20 protein-coding genes are annotated in these 18,477 nt (G+C 45.8%); 15 read left to right on the top strand and 5 right to left on the bottom strand.

All coding sequences use genetic code 11. The annotated features are described in order from the left end of the window. The first annotated feature begins 59 nt into the window (after positions 1–59). The 7 genes from ABIO93_RS30700 to ABIO93_RS30730 all read left to right on the top strand — a co-directional run bounded on the left by ABIO93_RS30700 (position 60) and on the right by ABIO93_RS30730 (position 6,862). Positions 60–2,438, top strand: coding sequence for a hypothetical protein (locus tag ABIO93_RS30700; RefSeq protein WP_348073859.1), 2,379 nt, complete (start codon positions 60–62; stop codon positions 2,436–2,438). Between the two features lie 19 nt (positions 2,439–2,457). Next, a complete protein-coding gene (locus tag ABIO93_RS30705) occupies positions 2,458–2,610 on the top strand; it encodes a hypothetical protein (RefSeq protein WP_348073860.1) in 153 nt (50 codons plus the stop codon). Positions 2,611–2,706: 96 nt separating this feature from the next. Next, on the top strand, positions 2,707–3,072 hold the full coding sequence (locus tag ABIO93_RS30710) for a BlaI/MecI/CopY family transcriptional regulator (protein WP_348073861.1): 366 nt from the start codon (positions 2,707–2,709) through the stop codon (positions 3,070–3,072). Positions 3,073–3,094: 22 nt separating this feature from the next. Next, the gene (locus ABIO93_RS30715; RefSeq protein WP_348073862.1) at positions 3,095–5,026 is read left to right on the top strand and encodes a M56 family metallopeptidase; all 1,932 of its coding nucleotides are present in this window, start codon (positions 3,095–3,097) and stop codon (positions 5,024–5,026) included. Between the two features lie 51 nt (positions 5,027–5,077). Then, on the top strand, positions 5,078–6,217 hold the full coding sequence (locus tag ABIO93_RS30720) for a cellulase family glycosylhydrolase (protein WP_348073863.1): 1,140 nt from the start codon (positions 5,078–5,080) through the stop codon (positions 6,215–6,217). Between the two features lie 88 nt (positions 6,218–6,305). Further along, positions 6,306–6,527: a hypothetical protein gene (locus ABIO93_RS30725; protein ID WP_348073864.1), complete on the top strand. Its 222-nt coding sequence runs from the start codon at positions 6,306–6,308 to the stop codon at positions 6,525–6,527. Next, entirely contained in the window at positions 6,527–6,862 is a 336-nt protein-coding gene (locus tag ABIO93_RS30730; protein WP_348073865.1) for a type II toxin-antitoxin system PemK/MazF family toxin, read from the top strand. The genes ABIO93_RS30725 and ABIO93_RS30730 overlap by 1 nt, the downstream gene beginning before the upstream one ends. 49 nt (positions 6,863–6,911) lie before the next feature. Here ABIO93_RS30730 and ABIO93_RS30735 read toward each other — a convergent pair whose 3' ends face one another. Further along, entirely contained in the window at positions 6,912–7,409 is a 498-nt protein-coding gene (locus tag ABIO93_RS30735; protein WP_348073866.1) for a VOC family protein, read from the bottom strand. Positions 7,410–7,518: 109 nt separating this feature from the next. On the opposite strand from ABIO93_RS30735, the gene ABIO93_RS30740 reads away from it, so the two are divergent. After that, a complete protein-coding gene (locus ABIO93_RS30740) occupies positions 7,519–8,433 on the top strand; it encodes a sugar phosphate isomerase/epimerase family protein (RefSeq protein ID WP_348073867.1) in 915 nt (304 codons plus the stop codon). A gap of 11 nt (positions 8,434–8,444) precedes the next feature. Here the strand turns inward: ABIO93_RS30740 and ABIO93_RS30745 are convergent, their stop codons facing one another. After that, positions 8,445–8,963 (bottom strand): hypothetical protein, encoded by a 519-nt coding sequence (locus ABIO93_RS30745; protein ID WP_348073868.1) that lies wholly within the window; start codon positions 8,961–8,963, stop codon positions 8,445–8,447. Between the two features lie 36 nt (positions 8,964–8,999). Beyond that, positions 9,000–10,001 carry a phosphotransferase gene (locus ABIO93_RS30750; protein WP_348073869.1) on the bottom strand — a complete coding sequence of 334 codons (1,002 nt, stop codon included), beginning with the start codon at positions 9,999–10,001 and terminating at the stop codon, positions 9,000–9,002. An 80-nt stretch (positions 10,002–10,081) separates the two neighbouring features. Here ABIO93_RS30750 and ABIO93_RS30755 point away from each other — a divergent pair, with 80 nt between their 5' ends. Next, complete coding sequence (locus ABIO93_RS30755; protein WP_348073870.1) at positions 10,082–10,372, top strand: GNAT family N-acetyltransferase; 291 nt, start codon at positions 10,082–10,084, stop codon at positions 10,370–10,372. Positions 10,373–10,404: 32 nt separating this feature from the next. Here the strand turns inward: ABIO93_RS30755 and ABIO93_RS30760 are convergent, their stop codons facing one another. Beyond that, positions 10,405–12,435, bottom strand: a complete 2,031-nt coding sequence (locus tag ABIO93_RS30760) for a PAS domain-containing protein (RefSeq protein ID WP_348073871.1) — start codon at positions 12,433–12,435, stop codon at positions 10,405–10,407. A 77-nt stretch (positions 12,436–12,512) separates the two neighbouring features. Here ABIO93_RS30760 and ABIO93_RS30765 point away from each other — a divergent pair, with 77 nt between their 5' ends. Next, positions 12,513–12,650: a hypothetical protein gene (locus ABIO93_RS30765; RefSeq protein WP_348073872.1), complete on the top strand. Its 138-nt coding sequence runs from the start codon at positions 12,513–12,515 to the stop codon at positions 12,648–12,650. 39 nt (positions 12,651–12,689) lie between these two features. Beyond that, positions 12,690–13,328, top strand: a complete 639-nt coding sequence (locus tag ABIO93_RS30770; RefSeq protein WP_348073873.1) for a DUF1080 domain-containing protein — start codon at positions 12,690–12,692, stop codon at positions 13,326–13,328. Positions 13,329–13,370: 42 nt separating this feature from the next. Here ABIO93_RS30770 and ABIO93_RS30775 read toward each other — a convergent pair whose 3' ends face one another. Then, entirely contained in the window at positions 13,371–13,853 is a 483-nt protein-coding gene (locus ABIO93_RS30775; RefSeq protein WP_348073874.1) for a DinB family protein, read from the bottom strand. Positions 13,854–13,942: 89 nt separating this feature from the next. Here ABIO93_RS30775 and ABIO93_RS30780 point away from each other — a divergent pair, with 89 nt between their 5' ends. The 4 genes from ABIO93_RS30780 to ABIO93_RS30795 are packed head-to-tail and all read left to right on the top strand — an operon-like array spanning position 13,943 to position 18,445. Next, a complete protein-coding gene (locus tag ABIO93_RS30780; RefSeq protein WP_348073875.1) occupies positions 13,943–15,322 on the top strand; it encodes a Gfo/Idh/MocA family oxidoreductase in 1,380 nt (459 codons plus the stop codon). After that, positions 15,319–16,740, top strand: coding sequence for an SDR family oxidoreductase (locus ABIO93_RS30785; protein WP_348073876.1), 1,422 nt, complete (start codon positions 15,319–15,321; stop codon positions 16,738–16,740). Before ABIO93_RS30780 ends, ABIO93_RS30785 begins: the two co-directional genes overlap by 4 nt. 56 nt (positions 16,741–16,796) lie before the next feature. After that, on the top strand, positions 16,797–17,654 hold the full coding sequence (locus ABIO93_RS30790; RefSeq protein WP_348073877.1) for an alpha/beta hydrolase-fold protein: 858 nt from the start codon (positions 16,797–16,799) through the stop codon (positions 17,652–17,654). Between the two features lie 5 nt (positions 17,655–17,659). Then, a complete protein-coding gene (locus ABIO93_RS30795; RefSeq protein WP_348073878.1) occupies positions 17,660–18,445 on the top strand; it encodes a glucose 1-dehydrogenase in 786 nt (261 codons plus the stop codon). Positions 18,446–18,477 lie beyond the last annotated feature (32 nt).

Here is an 18,477-nt window from a genome sequence, read left to right on the forward strand (position 1 = left end):
GTTTGAATCGGAGTATACAAAGCAGTTTTGTTTTTAAATGCAAAGTGTCCTACATTCTCATGAGTCAAAAAAATATTTTTGCCAGATTTACATTCGTTCGGTTGATTGCCGCAGCTTGCTTGCTACTCGTGCTTTCAGGAAGTTTTAGTTTGCTTTTTGCTCAAAGTATCAATTTAAAAAATGCGGTTGTCATCGTTTCATCTGGTATTCCGTCGCCCATGAAAGAAACGGCCGCAACGATTCTTTCCGAAGAAATAGCCAGGCGAAGCGGCCAGGTTTTTGGAATAAACACTGTTTGGCCAAAAATCGGAACGCCTGTCATCGCACTTGTTTTGTCTTCCGACACAGAGTTAGCCGGAAGGGTAGTTCCTGCAAAAAGAGAAAGTAGCAATCCTGAATTCAAAAAAGAAGGCTACCGTATTCTCACAGAAGTTTCTGATAAGGGCAGCATCACCTGGATCATAGGTTCTGATTCGCGCGGTGTGATTTTCGGAGCAGGTTGGCTTTTGAGGAACCTGCGGATCGCTCCGGGAATCGTTCAGCTGGATGAAAAAGCAGACTTTGCTTCCGCGCCTGCTTACCCGATCCGTGGACATCAGATTGGGTACCGAACCACTGCCAATACCTACGATGCGTGGAGTACAGCGCAAATGGATCAATACATTCGTGAGCTGGCGATTTTTGGCACCAATGCCATTGAAGGGATTCCATTTCAGGAAGGAGAAGCGCCCAGTCCCCATTTTAAGATTCCGTCAGCTGAAATGCGCATCAGGATGAGTGAAATGTGTCAGAAATATGACATGGATTATTGGGTATGGACGCCTGCGACTTTTGATCTTAAAGATGAAGCGAAGCGAAAGGCAGAAATCGAAATGCATGAAGAATTCTATAAAAAAGCACCTCGGCTGGACCATATTTTCTTCCCTGGCGGTGACCCGGGAGAGAATCATCCCTCGGACGTAATGCCGTTTCTCAAAGAATTGCAGAGCCGTTTGGTCAAGTATCACCCGAATGGGAAAATGTGGATTTCCCTGCAAGGGTTCAGCGTTGAACAGATCGACTATTTTTACCAATATCTGGCAAAAGAAAAGCCACTGTGGCTGGAAGGTGTCGTTTCGGGCCCGGGAAGTCCCCCGATCGCCGAAACACGTTACCGATTGCCGAAACAATACAAGCACCGCGAATATCCGGATATTACCCACGCCATTCGCTGCGAATTTCCGGTTGAAAAATTTGACCAGGCCTACGCGCTCACTTTGGGCAGGGAATCCGTCAATCCGCGACCATACGCTTTTGCCAAGATCCATGAGAAATACGCGCCTTTCACCGACGGTTTTGTCTCGTATTCTGACGGAAGTCACGACGATGTGAATAAAGTAATATGGAGTATGCGTGGCTGGGATCCTCAGAAAAACATTCATCAGATCCTGAAAGAGTATGCCAGTTTCTTCTTTGGCAAAAATATAGACCAGCAGGTAGCCAGCGGAATTGAAGCATTGGAACAAAATTGGAAGGGTCCTTTGGCTGAAAACGGCGGCGTTGAAGCGACTTTCGCTTTCTGGAAAAACTTGGAAACCACCAATCCTACATTGAAAAATAACTGGCGCTGGCAAATGCTGGTGATGAGAGCTTATTATGATGAATACACGCGTCTGAGATTGATCAACGAGCAGGAGCTTGAAAAACAAGCCAATGCGATTCTGGCGAAAGCCGATCTCAAAACGATCGACAAGTCCATGACTGACGCATTGGTCGTTGTGAATAAGGCTGATAAACAGCCTATTGCGATAGAAATTAGAAAACACATTGAAGAGCTGACCGATGCGCTATATGTTTCGATCGGATTGCAAACCAGCACCGCCAAACACAAACCCAGAAACCCTGAACGCGGGGCGATCATGGATTTTGTCGATTACCCGCTAAACAATAGGTGGTGGCTTGCAGATGAATTTGAGAAAATCAGAAAAATAAAAGACGCAGGCGAGCAGCTTGCTATGCTGAAAAGGGTCAGCTCGTGGGAAAATCCGGGTGCGGGCAGTTATTACGATGATATTTCGAGTGTTAGTAAAGGGCCCCGGGTAAAAACGATTTCCGAGGACGCAACCGATGTAGCCTGGTGGGATAGTGGCATGAGTCGCAAACGCCTGTCTTCGCAGCTGTTCCAGCGTGAACCTGCATTGGATTATGACAATCTGGATCCTGGTTCGCGCTATATGATCCGGGTTGTTGGCTATGGCGAGGCATTGCTGCGTGTCGATGGCAAGAGGCTTTCGCCAGTAGTTTATAACAAGGAACTAGATTCTGTAAAGGAATGGATCGTCCCTTTGTCACTCACGCAGGACGGGAAGATTTCGGTTACTTTCGACGGCCCGGAAGAATCAGACCTGAACTGGCGCAAAAATTCCAAGATCTCGGATATTTGGTTGTTGAAAATGTGAGGTAACGTGAATTCGAGGTATGAATATTCCTTCTCTTTTCTTCGGAAAATACATTCTCATCCTTCTCAATAATGGCAATAACTCTCACATGCTCACCTACGTAATTGGCAGGCAGGTCAATCGTAATGGAAGCGCTATCGGGAACAATGGTTTTGGTAAACATACTTTCTAGTTAAGAACATTAATTAAATTTAAATATTTTTTACCTAAACATTATTTCGTACGAAATATTTCCTACCTTTGATCCGTTCAAATACAAATAGCAAGAATGGAGCCTACGAAATCGGAACTGGAAATATTGCAGGTACTCTGGGAACAGGGGCCGACGACTGTCCGGGTCGTGAATGATAAATTGAATGAGCAGAAACGGGCGGTGCAATATTCCTCTACATTGAAATTGATGCAGATCATGGCAGAAAAGGGAATCCTGATCCGTGATGAGAGCAGTATGAAGCACGTATATAGTCCAGCGGAAGCGGAGCATAAGACCAAAACGGCATTGCTCGAGCGCTTCGTGGATTCGATGTACAAGGGCTCAGCGTCGAGCCTGGTGATGCAGCTTTTTGGCAATAAGAACACATCTTCGGAAGAATTGAATGAGATCAAGGATTTTTTGAAAAAACTGGATCAATAGTCAACCAACAAACCGGTTAGCCATGCTTTTCGACATCATTAGCCAATCTTTTGTACAGAAATTTATTCACGCGATCTGCCTTACACTCATGCATTCATTGTGGCAGGGGCTATTCGTAGCAGTTTTTGCAGGATTGATTTTACTGTTAACCAAAAAATCGTCTCCGGCCCTCAGATACAATCTGTTGTCGTTTCTTTTATTTGCCTTTGTGATTGTCAATGGCGTCACTTTTGCGTGGGAGTTCAATGCGCATAATTTGCTTGGTAAAACTGAATCAGGCTTGATCTGGCTCATAAATAAAAGTGAGGTACCAACGGTGACGGGCGATCATTACTTGTTGACCAAAGCAGAAGAAAGTAGCTGGATTACATCAATTACCGCATTTTGCAATGCTAATGCCTCTATAATCGTTACGGTATGGTTGCTTGTTTTCAGTATCAAATCGATGCAAGCGGCGGCGGGGCTCATCTACATTCAAAAGGTCAAAAATACTAAAGTAAATGAAGTGGCAGAACATTGGGGCCTGCGTTTCAGTACCTTGTGCAAGCGGTTAAGGATCAGCCAGCCAGCACGGTTGATGGAGTCAGCTAGGATCTCAGTTCCAATTGTGATCGGTATCCTGAAACCTGTCGTGCTTTTGCCAGTGGGGATGGTAGCCAATCTATCTTCTGCTCAGGTAGAAGCGATCATTTTACACGAATTAGCTCACATCAAGCGCCGGGATTACCTGGTGAATCTCCTGCAGGTTTGCTGCGAGAATGTGTTTTTCTTCAATCCTGCGGTCCTATGGCTTTCGTATTTGATCAGGGATGAAAGAGAGCATTGCTGCGACGACCTGGCGATGTCTGTGACGGGAGACAAGACTTCATTTGTAGATGCACTGGTGTCGTTTCAGGAGTACAATATGGCTGGGTCCGGATTTGAAATGGCTTTTTCCAAAAAGCGTAACCATTTGCTGGACAGGATTAAACGAATTATTTATAATAACAATAAACCTCTAAATGCCATGGAAAAATTATTTGTAACATTCAGCCTGGTGACGGCTGTCGCATTATCAGCCGCTGTATCTCAGGCTGTCCCTGTTAAAGAAATGACAGCTGTATTTCGGCAGGAAAAACCGGAGATCATCAGTCCAGCACCTGAGAAAAGCAATGTGGTTGTAGCAGCTCTTGACACTTTGCCTAAAAAGAAAGAGCGCAGCAGCAACACTGAAATTCATTCGGCCAACATTTATTCCAATGAGGAGGGAGTCAGTACCTACCATGTTCATTCCAATGATAAGGAGTATGAATTGGTTCAAAAAAATGGTAAAACGACCTCGTTGAAAGTGGATGGGAAACAAATTCCGGAGCGTGAAATGGCTTCCTATCAGCCTGAAATAGGCAAAATAATTGCTGAAATTAAGGTGGAGCATGAAAAAGCCGAGATTGAACGCGGAAAAGCAGACAAAATGAGGGCGGAGGCCGATGTACAGCGCGATCGGGCTGACCTGCAAAGAAAGAAAGCGGATGAGCAAAGAGCGCAGGCCGACGCTGCACGTGGGCAGGCAGAGAAAATGCGTGACGAGGCAGAACAGCATAGAAGGGATGCAGATAAGCATCGGGCGGAAGCGGACGCACATCGGACCGAGGCCGACAAGCACAGAGCCGAAGCAGAAGTTCACCGCACTGAGGCGAACGTTCACAGAAAAGAAGCAGACAAGCATAGACAGGACTATGAGAAAATGCAGACTGGCATGATCAATGACCTGATCGAAGGCGGTGTGGTCAAAGATAAGGCAAACCTTTCCTACAAGCTTAGCCCGGAAGAACTGATCGTCAATGGTGTAAAACAATCTGCGGATTTACACAAAAAATTGAAAAGCAAATACATTAAGGAAACGGCGGTTGAAATGGTATATAATTTCCGCAGCGGTTCGGGATATACCTCTACCGGTTTAATTTATACTAAGTAAAACGGCAGCGGCTCTGTATTTTATAGAAAGTAGCAATGAAACATGTAACCCATGCATCGCAGGACTTTCATCAAAAATACAGGAACCATAGCTGCCGCTAGCGCTGCTATTTTACCAGAATTGGCCTTTTCGGCTCCCAAAGCCAAGAATAAATTGCCCAAATGGAAGGGATTTAACCTGCTGGATTTTTTCTCGCCCGACCCGGCATCTGCCAGAAAGGCTACTACGGAGGAACAGTTCAAATGGATGAGCGACTGGGGTTTTGATTTTGTTCGTATTCCAATGGCTTACCCGGCCTATGTGAAATTCGACAGAAGCCGAAATATCACGCCAGAAGAAGTATACCAGATTGATGAGCGCGAAGTAGACCGCATTGATAAGCTAGTTACGATGGCGCACAAGTACAACATGCATGTGAGCCTGAACCTGCACCGGGCGCCGGGTTACTGTGTCAATGCGGGATTTCACGAGCCTTATAACCTTTGGACTGATCAAAAGGCGCTGGATGCTTTTTGCTTCCACTGGAATATGTGGGCGAAACGATATGCAGGTGTTTCTGCCAAAAATATCAGTTTCGACCTGCTGAATGAGCCAAGCATGCGGGCTGATATGAATGACCAGCATTCAAAAAGAACAAGCGTACCCGGCGAAAGGTACCGAAAACTGGCCCTGGCTGCTTCGGAGGCAATTCGTAAGGAAAACCCTATGCATTTGATCATCGCCGATGGAAACGATGTGGGTAGTTCCGTCATTCCCGAACTGGCTGATCTGGATATCGGGCAAAGCTGCCGCGGCTATCATCCCGGAATCATTTCACATTATAAAGCACCCTGGGCGATGAAGGACACGGAAAATGTGCCTGAACCCAAGTGGCCAGGCCAGGTAGGGGACCAATATCTGAGTCGGGCTATGCTTGAAAAATTCTATAAACCCTGGATTGACCTGGTTGGTAAGGGAGTAGGCGTACATTGCGGGGAATGTGGCTGCTGGAACAAAACGCCCCACGATGTCTTCCTGGCCTGGTTTGGTGACGTGCTGGATATTTTGACCTCGAATGGCATTGGGTTCTCGCTATGGGAATTTTCAGGCGATTTTGGCGTCTTGGATTCCCGCCGAGAGGACGTTACCTATGAGGATTGGCACGGGCATAAGTTGGATAGGAAGCTGCTGACTTTGTTGATGAAGTACTAGGAAAGTTATGTCGAGCTTGCGGGAGCGTCGAGGGCAAATCGGGTTTGTTCGGAAAGAGATATTGTGTAAATTTGAAAAAAAGACACACATGAAAACGATAAAACTGATACTGCCCGATCCAGCCATTGCATATATAAAATCTGTCCGGAAAAAAGAAGAGATTTTTGCAAAAGAGGCTGTGGAAGAGAAAATTGCAAGAGAGCAAAGAAGCAATCTCAAAGATTTATTAAAGGAAGGATATCAAGCGACTTCGAAAGAGGATCTTGAAATTTCCAATGACTTCCAATACGCCGACTCACAACTTTCGTAATGCTGAGAGGTGAAATCTACTGGGCCGATCTCAATCCCGTGATCGGCAGCGAAATTGCTAAAATCAGACCTGTATTGATTGTTTCCAACGACCTGAACAACGAATATAGTTCAACGGTTACGATATTACCTATTACTTCAAGTACCGCCAAGGTATATCCTTTTGAGGTACGAATTATGGAAAATGACGGAGGCCTCAGAAATGAATCGAAGGCCAAAGCAAATCAGATACGCACAATTGATAAAAGGCGCCTTGGAGCTAAACTAGGACAGTTGAGTGAAATTAAAATGAGAGAAATAGAACAAGCGATCCTGATTCATCTCGATATATTTTAATTCTAGTTTATTCCAATTTATCCGAGAAAATTGAAATTAGCGAACGCCATCACGACCGCAATTCCGAGAGCAATCCCGGTAAATTCAAGCTTTTAGTATACATCTCAACCGTGCCGTCCGGGAGCATGTTCCAGTTTTCTTTTGGGCGGTCCCAGTAGAGTTCGACGCCGTTGTTGTCGGGATCATTAAGATATAACGCTTCGGAAACACCGTGGTCGCTGGCACCGGACAATGGGTACTCCGCTTTGAGGAGCCTGTTCAAAATCGTCGCCAGGTCCTTTCTGGTAGGATATAAAATAGCGGTGTGAAACAATCCGACTCCGCGCTGAGAAGCAGCAGGCGCACCTTCACTGTACCAGGTATTGAGGCCTATGTGATGATGATAACCGCCTGCCGAAATGAATGCAGCCTGTGCGCCATACCTGGCCATCACTTCAAAACCCAGCAAGCCGCAATAAAAATCAAGCGCTCTTTCCAGATCGGCGACTTTCAAATGTACGTGACCAATGCGCGTTAATGCAGGTACTTTATAGTCTGCAATTTCCATAGGAAGGTTTCTTTATCCTTAATTTGTCAGTCAATTTACATTTACTTGCGGTAAAAAATTCCCTGAAAAGCCTTTACAAAGAAATAAGTAATCCTAATTTATCGCATTAATGAATCGCCGAAAAGCATTATCCTCTGTTCTGGCTGTCAGCGGAGCCGGACTCCTGCCTGTTGATTTGTCTAAAACCAAAAATCCTTCTTTCATTTACTCGTTGAACATGAGCACATTGCGTGGTCATAAACTGGGGTTCAGGAAGGAGCTGGAAGTGGCTGCCAAAGCAGGTTACGGTTCAGTGGAAATATGGATCAATACCTTGCAGGATTACCTCAAAACCGGCGGTACATTGGCCGAGGCAAAACGGATTATTGGTGACCTGGGGATCAAAGTGGAGGACGCCATTGGGTTCGCGACCTGGATTGTCGACGATGAAACAGCCCGGGCAAAAGCGCTGGATCAGCTGAAAATGGAGATGGAGCAACTGGCTCAAATTGGTTGCCCGCGTGTGGCAGCACCACCGATGGGTGCTACTACCGGTGCATCACTGGACCTGGCAAAAGTAGCCGAGCGCTATCGTACCATTCTCGAATTGGGAGACAAAACGGGAGTGGTACCACATTTGGAACTGTGGGGTTTTTCAAAAAACCTGAGCCGGGTAGGAGAGATATTATATGTTGCCGTGGAATCGGGACATCCTTCTGCTCGCGTTTTAATGGATGTTTACCATTTGCATAAAGGCGGTTCGGGAATGGACGCTGTGAAAGATGTAGGCAAACCATTGGTAGAGATATTTCACGTGAATGATTATCCCGCTACTCCTCCGAAGGAAACCATTACCGATGCCGATAGAGTGTACGCCGGTGACGGTGTGGCTCCACTGAAAGACTTATTGATCTCGCTCAAAAACCCTGAAAAGCCTGTAATTCTGTCGTTTGAGGTATTTAATAAAGACTACTACGCGCAAGATCCGTTATTAGTAGCAAAAACCGGTTTGGCTAAAATGAAAAAGGTGACGGAAGGTATTTAACAGCAGCTTCTTTATAATTTATTCAAAAAAGCGAGAATGCTTAAAACCAGCCCGGCGATCGTGGCAATGGCTGAAAGCAAAATGGCGAATAGCATCAGGAAAGCTTTGGTGTCGGTTTTTTCAGTGATGATAAGCCTGTCGCCTTCTTTTCTGGCCGGGATGTTCGAGATAAACAGTTCGTAACTTCCCGCAACTTCAATACTAAATTCGGCAACCGGGACAATGCGGTTGCCGGACATATCCTTTCTCGATCCCAGCACATTCAAGGCCGGCGAAACGATCACTTCATTTCCGTCCGGTTGACTATGCATTTTGAATGCAATGTCAGTTGGAATGACCCCGAATAAGCCTGGTCTTTTATAAGCGACCTCGTAGGCTCCGGGCTTATCAAGCTGACAAACAATGGATGTGTCACTCGCGGAAAACTCGATTTTTTTGCCTGAGTAAACCGCTAAAATCCTGCCAATGCTTTTAATTAAAAAGTATAGCCCTGCGATGAACAGAACTGGAAACAGAAATTTGAAAAGCATGAGGTTTTAAAAGATAGTGTGTTGAAATATAGCTAATTAAAGCGTTTGCTCCTGCCCTAATTGATGGAAATCAAAATATTTTTTGAGTAAAAGGTTAATGAACCTTTTGAGGTAAACGTCATTGAAAAACACATTGGACCAGTTCTCATACCGCTGCGACTGAATGCCGAGGTAGAAGAAATACAGACTCACGCCCAACATTGGAATGATCCGCTTTTCTTCGTCTGGTACCTTGGTTACCGACTCGTAACCTGCCATGAAACGGCTGAGTTTAAGTGAACGTTCAGCTTCATCTTTCTCGGTGCTGTGAATTTGTAGAATGTAGTAGGCCATATCCAGGCACAACCAGCCGTTTCCACAAAAATCGAAGTCAAAGAGTGTCACCTCACCGTCCTTTGTAATGTTGATATTATCGAACCAAAGATCCAGATGAACCGCTCCCTTTCGCAACTGACTAGTGTCTGCTTTTTGAAATTCACTGACCAGATAGGCTTGCGTGGATTTCATGTAAGCCATTTCTTCAGTATCATTTGCCAGAAATCTTTTCAATTGTTCCAGCGAATCAATCAGCAGTTCCTGAGAAGTATAGGTAACGCGGTTCAGGGGGAAATTCAATGTCGCAGCATGCATACGGGCCATTAAAGTGCCGACATTATAGTGCATTTCCGGGCTGTAATTGAGCACTTTATCTCCGGGAGCGTAAGAAAATAACACGGCAGGCCGGGTTCCCTCAGGTGCGTTGAAATAATGAATGTCGGCACCATTTTTGTCTTGGATCGGATACGATACCGATACGCCGTTTTCGTGTAAATGGCGCAGTAGCCTGAGTTCTTCGGTGATAGCTTCGGTAGTCCGCCAGTTGAAACTGTAAACCCGGTACACAAATTGATCGTAAGGGCAGGTGACCAGATAGGTATCGTTGATGCCTGCTTTGAGCAATCGACAGGAAACGTCGGTGCCAGAGAAGTATTTTTCTTTTAAGAATTGGGCAAGATGCGTTGCAGACAAATTTGAGTTTGTCACCGGAAAATGGTCCATTGTTCTCTTTTTAGTTTGTTTTTTAACTGATAATGTTGAATTTGTCCGTTCTTGAAGGGCTGCAAATATAGAACTGAAATATGAGTGAAGTAAAATTAAAGCTGGATAATCGCCGTAGAGGGGCGTTTTACCTGGAAAATGAAGGCAAGCAAGTGGGCGAAATGGTAGTCGGCATTAGTGAAACGGCATTAACCGTGTATCACACCGAGGTGGATCCCGAAATGGAGGGTAAGGGGCTTGCCAGGCAAATGCTGGACGCCATGGTGAGTTATGCCAGAAAGGAGCATTTGCAGGTTGTGCCTTTGTGTGAATATGTTCATCTACAATTCCGTCGGCATCCTGACGAATTTGCTGATGTCTGGAAAAAATAGTGGCGTCGCCGCAAAATGCTGGCCACATTCAATCAAAGTGGCTTGGGTAGATACACGATAAAGACAGATCCTTTGCCAGGGCTGCTTCTGGCAGTAATGTAACCGTGATGGTTCTGTACCACTTTTTTGCATAAAGCCAAACCGATTCCCGATCCGGAAAATTCACCACGACCATGCAATCTCTGAAACATTTGGAAAATCCTGTCCAGATAAATTTCATCAAAACCAATGCCATTATCGAATACTTCCAGGCATATATAGGTATGATCAGGCAAAAGCTTGGGCAATGTGCTGATCACTTCTGCATCAGCGTCTGTGGCGGAAATTTTTATTTTTGAAAGCTTGTCCTGGTGTTTATATTTGATAGCATTACTCAACAAATTTTGCATTAGTTGCGTGAGCTGCAATGGATTACCCCAAACGACTGGTAACGGCTGCACTGAAATTTCCGTGTTTTGCTCCTGAATGGCTATTTCCAGATCAGCCACTACATTAGTCACAATGTCGCTGAGTGCCACGGGTTTGAACTCAGTTTCCCGCGTCGTTAAGCGCGAGTAGGCCAGCAGGTCATCAATCATCATCGACATTCTTTTTGATGCATCCTGAATCCTGTTCAGCATAAATACACCATTTTCGTCTAGCTCTTTGGTGTATACGGTTTGTAGCCGGGAGCTGAAAGCCTGAATTTTTCGCAGCGGTTCCTGCATATCGTGGCTGGCCGCATATGCAAATTGCTGCAAGTTGTTGTTGGAGTTCACCAATTCCTGATTGGCCGAGTGCAGTTCTTCTGTCCGCTGCTGAACCCTTCTTTCCAGTTCGCTGGCCAGTTGCCGGTATCGTTCCTCACTCTTTTCAAGGTCTTGCCGCGAAATTACCTGATCTGTCACGTCCACCGCCATGTCCAGGATGGCGTAAATTTCGCCGGATGAATCCCGTAGCGGCTTATAAGTGAAATTGAAATAGAATACTTCCGGAACGCCGTTCATGACCAGCTCACAACGTGCTGCCTGCTCGGCGTAGGGCACACCCGTTTCATATATCCGGTCCAGAATGGATAGAAACGGCTGGTTAATAAGTTCCGGTAACGCGTCTTTCAATGGTTTGCCAATCACTGAATCTCCTTTTCCCCATACTTTCAACATGGCTTCGTTGGGCATTTCAATAATCATGTCTTTCCCTACAAACAATGAGGTTGCGACCGGTGCCTGCTCAATCAATGTCCGTAAATGTTGTTCATTGCTCTTAATCTGATGTTCTGACTGGACACGATCCGTAACGTCCATGACTATGCCTGACAATGAAATGGCTTTTCCGGAACTGTCGTGGAGGTATTGCCCTATCACCCTTACCCAGTGAATGGAACTGTCAATCCAAACGAATCGGGCCTCAAATCTAAGCTGGCCTGTTTTACTGGCGTTTGCATACGCCTCCTTCCGGATCGGTATGTCATCAGGATGAATGTGCTGAACGAAAATATCGCGTGTGATGGCGCGGTCATCCTTGCCAGTCAGGATTTTAGCCATGGTGGGAGAGTAAATGATTTCATCGGTTTCGACTGTTACCAGAAACGATCCCGCTCCTGAGCCTTCAATGGTCATCGCCGCGCGCTGATCGGCCCAGTTTATTTTCTCCTCACTTTCTTTGCGGGCTTGCTCGGCTTTGAGCTGTGCACTAATGTCCATCATCGAACCCACCATACGCACTGGTTTTCCTTCGCTTAGAATGGTGTATCCTCGATCGTTTACATACGCATAAGATCCGTCACCGCGGCGGAACCTGTAGATGTCCGACCAGTTACTGCCGCCTTGATCAATGACAAGATGGATTTTTTTCAAAACTCTATCCTGATCCTCGGGGTGTATGAGATCATACCAGGAATCAGGGCCTTCTACAACGTCGGCAGGCATGTGCCCGAAAATTTGTTGCATACCCTCGTTCCACCATATCGTGTTTTTCACCAGGTCCCAGTCCCAGATTACATCATGGGTAGCCTTAGCAACAAGTTCAAAGCGTTCGATAGCGAGAAGCAGGTCGTCCTTATGGTCATTCTGAGTATCGATCATATTCAATTTTGCTGCCAAAAAATGGCTATTCTACGGCTAAAAAAGGAAAATATAGTTTTGTAAAAATACAGATATTAATGAAAAAGCAATGCCTGGGTTCCGGACGCTTTATTCAAAAAAGTGTGCCTGATTTACCGGATTACGGGAAACGCTTCAAATCACAACCCGGTTTTGTACTGGTCGCAAAGTATAGCGGTTGCCGTGACGGCTTTTAAATTTGAAATCCAGTCAAATGTCTTAAAACTGAATGTGCCATGCTAAAAATATCATTACTCTTTTTGTCAGCTGTCTTACTGAGCTTTACGGGTTATGTTGCTGTTCCTTTTAAAAAAGCCGTTTCGTTATTTGACGGAAAAACATTCAATGGCTGGGAAGGTGATACGATTAAAACCTGGAAAATAGAAGACGGAGCGATTGCTGGCGGTTCACTTGATGAAACTGTTCCGCACAATAATTTTTTGTGTACCCGCAAGGTTTATTCCAATTTTATACTCAAAGCAAAATTCAAGCTAACAGGTCACGAGGGATTCATCAATACCGGCGTGCAGTTTCATAGCGTAAGATCTCAAAATCCGAATTATGAAATGATTGGCTATCAGGCTGATTTGGGAGACAAATACTGGGCAAGCCTCTACGATGAATCCAGAAGAAATAAAACCCTGACCGGCCCAGATTCCGTTACGGTCACTAAAATATTGAAACCCGGCCAGTGGAATGATTATGAAGTGCAAAGTGAGGGCGGAAGGATCAGGATTTACCTCAATGGTACGCAAACAGTCGATTATACGGAGACGGATAAAAGCATTCCTCAAAAAGGCGTAATTGGCCTGCAAATCCACGGCGGCGGCAAGGCAAAAGTGTTTTATAAGGACCTGTGGATTGAAGAATTGTAAACCGCCAGTAGGTTGGGATGTACTGACGGTATCATTAAATGTTTATCGCCAACTTTTTAGTAAACGCCTTGCTATGATGATTTCTGCGGTATGATAAGCGTTGTGATCGGCTATGAGCATGGTCTCTCGTAAAAGAGTTTGGCCGCTACCCCAGGGAAGGGGGCTGAAAAGGTCATTTTTATTATCATTTAAAAGATCGAAAAGGCGCTTTTGATCATTCTTAATGTCTTTCAATGAAGCTTCCCAATCATCATCGCTGACAGCATCCACAGGGTCAGGCCAGTAGTCGTCCGGCCACACCAGCGAATCATGCTCAGCAGATATTGAAAAGTCAACAATGTCTTTTTGAGCAATCCGAATGTGTTCGACCAATTGCCAGATGCTGTAAGGAAGGGTTTCAATAGTAGCTGTGCGTAGTTCGGGCGGCAAGCCCTCGGTCGCTTCTTCGAATGTGACATGCGCATTGCCTTTTTCAATGAGCGTGATGAGTTCGCTTACCAATTTCCTTCGTTGATCATTTTCCATAAATCGTTCTTTAAATCATTCTGCTGCATTAATATTATTCGCTATTTTAGAGCAATTGTCACAATGTAACATTTAAGTCATATTTAACAATGAATCCTAACCGCCGGAACTTCCTTAGAAACGTCACAGCAGCCTCAGCTCTGTTAGCAACGGAAAGTATTGCCAAACCTTTTAACATTATCAAAGACCTGAAAAAGATCAGTCCCAATGACAAGATCCGTTTTGCGACGATCGGGATGGGGATACAGGGCCACAGCGACACCAAAGCAGCATTACGGAGCACTCCTGATGCAGAATTTGTTGCTGCTGCTGACTTGTACGACGGACGTCTGACAAGAGTGAAGGAGGTTTTCGGGAAGGATGTTTTTACCACAAGAGATTACCGTCAGATTCTTGAAAGAAAGGACATTGACGCTGTTTTAATCGTAACGCCGGATCATTGGCATGATCATATTACCAAAGCGTCCCTGCAAGCCGGGAAGCATGTGTACTGCGAAAAACCAATGGTACATCATATCAATGAAGGCCATTCGGTGATTGACGCCTGGAAAAAATCAGGTAAAATTATGCAGGTAGGAAGCCAGCGGATCAGTTCGGCTTCGTTTAAAGAGGCGAAAAGACTTTTTCAAGCGGGTGAAATTGGAGATATCAATTACGTTGAATCCAACAATGACCGGTTCAATTCAATTGGCGCCTGGAATTATTCCGTACCCACCGATGCCTCCCTGACCACCCTGGATTGGGACACATTCCTGGGGGATGCGCCAAAGGTACCTTTCGACGCGAAGCGCTTTTTCAGATGGAGGAATTATCGTGATTATGGCACCGGTGTGGCCGGTGATTTGTTTGTCCACCTTATTACCGGCGTTCATTTTGTGACTGGTTCGATGGGGCCAGAGCGGATTCTCTCATCGGGTGAGTTGAGCTACTGGAAAGACGGACGCGATGTGCCGGATGTACTGGTTTCAATCCTTGATTACCCTAAAACAGACATTCATTCCAATTTTCAGATGGTACTGCGCGTGAACTTCGCGAACGCGGGAGCAATCGCCAACAATACCCGTCTAATAGGTACTGAAGGACAAATCGAATTTACGGAAAATAACCTCATTCTGACCAAGAAAAAACTTCCAAAAGCGCCTGGATTTGGTGGTTATGATAGCTACAATACATTTGCGGAAAGCGAGCAGAAGGAATTTAAAAAACAATACGACGCTCAATATCCGGACGATACCAGAAAAGCAGAGCCTGCTAAGGAAGTGAAATTCGAGGCGCCCAAAGCCGATGATGCCCATGCCAATCATTTCCGTGATTTCTTTGACAATATCAAAAAAGGAAGCCTCGGCGTCGTGGAAGACCCGATTTTTGCCTTCCGTGCGGCAGCACCTGTGCTGGCTTGCAATGAGAGTTATTTCAGCCAGAAAATTATCAAATGGGACCCGGTTGAAATGAAGCTTAAAAAGAAATGAAGATCTTACTTACGGGTTCAACGGGATATATTGCTCAGCGCCTGCTCCCGGTGCTTTTAGAAAACGGTCATGAGGTGTACTGCTGCGTGCGGGACAGAGGCAGGTTCAATAGCCAGCTTTTCCCCGATGCAAAAATCATAGAGGTGGATTTCCTCAGAAAAGAGACGCTGGGGAGTATTCCGGACGACATTGATGCCGCCTACTACCTCATTCATTCCATGTCTTCCCAGGGCCAGGACTTCGGCGAACTGGAAGAAACGAGCGCGTTGAATTTTAAGGAAAGGATAGAAGCTACCCATGCAAAGCAGGTGATTTACCTCAGCGGCATTATCAATGAAACGGAACTCTCCAAGCATTTGCTTTCGCGGAAGAATGTGGAGGAAATATTGAGTTCAAAAGCATACGCGCTCACTACGTTACGGGCAGGAATTATTGTCGGATCGGGTAGTGCCTCTTTTGAAATTATACGTGATCTCGTGGAAAAACTGCCGGTCATGATCACGCCAAAGTGGCTTCATACGGCCTGCCAGCCCATTGCCATTCGAAATGTAGTTGAATTTTTGACGGGTGTTTTACTGCTGCAAGAAAGTTATGATAAGAGTTTTGACATCGGCGGCCCCGACGTGCTGACATACAAGCAAATGCTTTTGAGATTTGCAGCGGTACGCGGGTTGAAAAGGAGGATATTGGTCGTACCCGTCATGACCCCGAAGCTCTCTTCCTACTGGCTTTACTTTGTAACGTCTACTTCCTACACGCTTGCTAAAAATCTGGTTAACAGCATGAAGGTCGAAGTGATCTGCCGGCCCAACAACCTCGCAGATACTTTGAAAATAGAACTGATTGGCTACGAAAAGTCCATTGCAATGGCTTTCGATAAAATCGAGCAAAATCAGGTGTTATCTAGCTGGAAAGACGCTCAGACCAGTTCTGCGCTGGCAAAGGGAATTTCACATTACATGCAGGTACCGGTGAATGGCTGCTTTATAGACAAGCGGGAATTGAAAATCACAGACCCCGACTACGTTTTGACGCGGATATGGGCCATTGGCGGGAAAACAGGCTGGTACTATGGAACCTGGTTGTGGGAAATCAGAGGTTTTCTGGACAAGCTCACCGGCGGGGTGGGATTGCGGAGAGGACGGAAACATCCTCAGAATATTTACCCGGGCGATTCGCTCGATTTCTGGCGTGTCCTTCTTGCCAGCAAAGAGGAAAAACGTTTATTACTGTATGCCGAAATGAAGCTGCCGGGAGAGGCCTGGCTGGAATTCTGTCTGGATGAAAACAATGTTCTTAAGCAAACTGCCACATTTCGACCGCTCGGAATCCTGGGTCGGCTTTATTGGTATTCAGTTTTACCGTTTCATGCTTTTATTTTTAAGGGAATGATTAACAACATTGCGGGTAAAGCGTGACGACAAGTTACTTTTCTAACCGATTCTAATCTTCAACATATCATTCGGGTAGATCTATGAAAATAAAAATTACTTTGCTTTTCGTGTTCATGTCAGCTGTGACTTTCGCACAGACGGGGAAGGTGCTCGATAATCTATCGCTGCCTTCCAAGCTTCTGAAATCAGAAAGAAAATTTGCTATCTATCTCCCGCCGGACTACGCTACTTCCGAGCGGAGCTATCCGGTTCTGTACCTCTTGCATGGAGCGGGAGACAATCATACGGGCTGGGTACAATTTGGCGAAGTGCTGAACATTGCAGACAAAGCGATCCGGGAAGGAATGGCTACACCCATGATCATCGTCATGCCGGACGCTGATACGGGTAGGAGAGGGTATTTCAATGATGTCAAAGGGGATTGGCCTTATGAAGACTTCTTTTTTCAGGAATTAATGCCTTTTGTAGAGAAGAAGTACCGTATCAAAGCTGAGAAGCGTTTTCGTGCTGTTTCAGGTTTATCAATGGGCGGTGGTGGTACGTTTATGTATGCGCTGCATCATCCGGAGCTTTTTTCTTCCGCTTGTCCATTAAGCGCTTCCACCGGCCCGATTACATTTGAAGATGCCAAGAAAAATCTAATCAGAAACAATCCTGACATTCAGGATTCTACGGTAACCAATTACTATAATCGCCATAGCGCGCTGGCACTGGTCAGTAATATGCCAGATGCAAATAAGAAAGCGGTACGCTGGTATATTGACTGCGGCGATGACGATTTCCTGTATGAGGGAAACAGTCTTGTTCATATCGCATTGCGCAAGAAAGAGGTACCACACGAGTTCCGTATCCGGGAGGGAGCCCATAACTGGACTTATTGGAGAGAATCACTCCCCAAGGTATTGGAATTTGTATCCCAGGCTTTTCATCAGTATTAGCAGATATGGTACAGGATATTTTGCCAGGAATCAAGCAGTTTGACCTCACGGGAAGGGTGGCGATTGTCACCGGTGGCTCTAAGGGTCTTGGCCTGGCAATGGCGGCAGGACTTGCCTCTGCCGGTGCAGACATTGTGCTGGTCAATAGAAATGCAGTGGACGGAGAGCACAGTGCAGCCGAACTTTGTATTTCGTTTGGAACCAGGGTTTTGTCTTATGCTGCCGATATCACGAGTCAGGAACAAACCGAGGCAATGGCCAGGTTTACGAAAGATAATCTGGGTAAGATTGATATTCTGATCAACAGTGCGGGGATTAATATTCGCGGTCCGATTGATGAGCTTTCAGCCAGTGATTTCAGCAAAGTAATGGAGGTAAATGTGAACGGCACATGGCTTTCGTCACGTGCCGTCACACCGTATATGAAGGCGCAGAAAAGTGGCCGGATCATCAATCTGGCCAGTACGCTAGGGTTGGTGGGGCTGGCGAACAGAACACCCTACACGGCTAGCAAAGGTGCGGTTGTTCAGATGACCCGGGCACTTGCTCTTGAACTTGCTCCATTCAATATTATGGTCAATGCGATATGCCCTGGCCCATTCTTAACCGAAATGAACATTCCGATTGCGGACAGCGAAGAAGCCAAAAATATTATCCTCGGCGCAACCGCACTCCGACGCTGGGGCCATCTGCGCGAAATCCAGGGAGCCGCCATTTTCTTGGCCAGCGACGCCGCAAGTTATATGGTAGGGTCGATACTGGCGGTCGATGGCGGGTGGACGGCGCGATGAGGAAGACTTGCCGGCGTTTCAGACTTGCCACG

The sequence above is a fragment of the Dyadobacter sp. genome (genome assembly GCF_039919315.1).
Taxonomy (GTDB): domain Bacteria; phylum Bacteroidota; class Bacteroidia; order Cytophagales; family Spirosomataceae; genus Dyadobacter.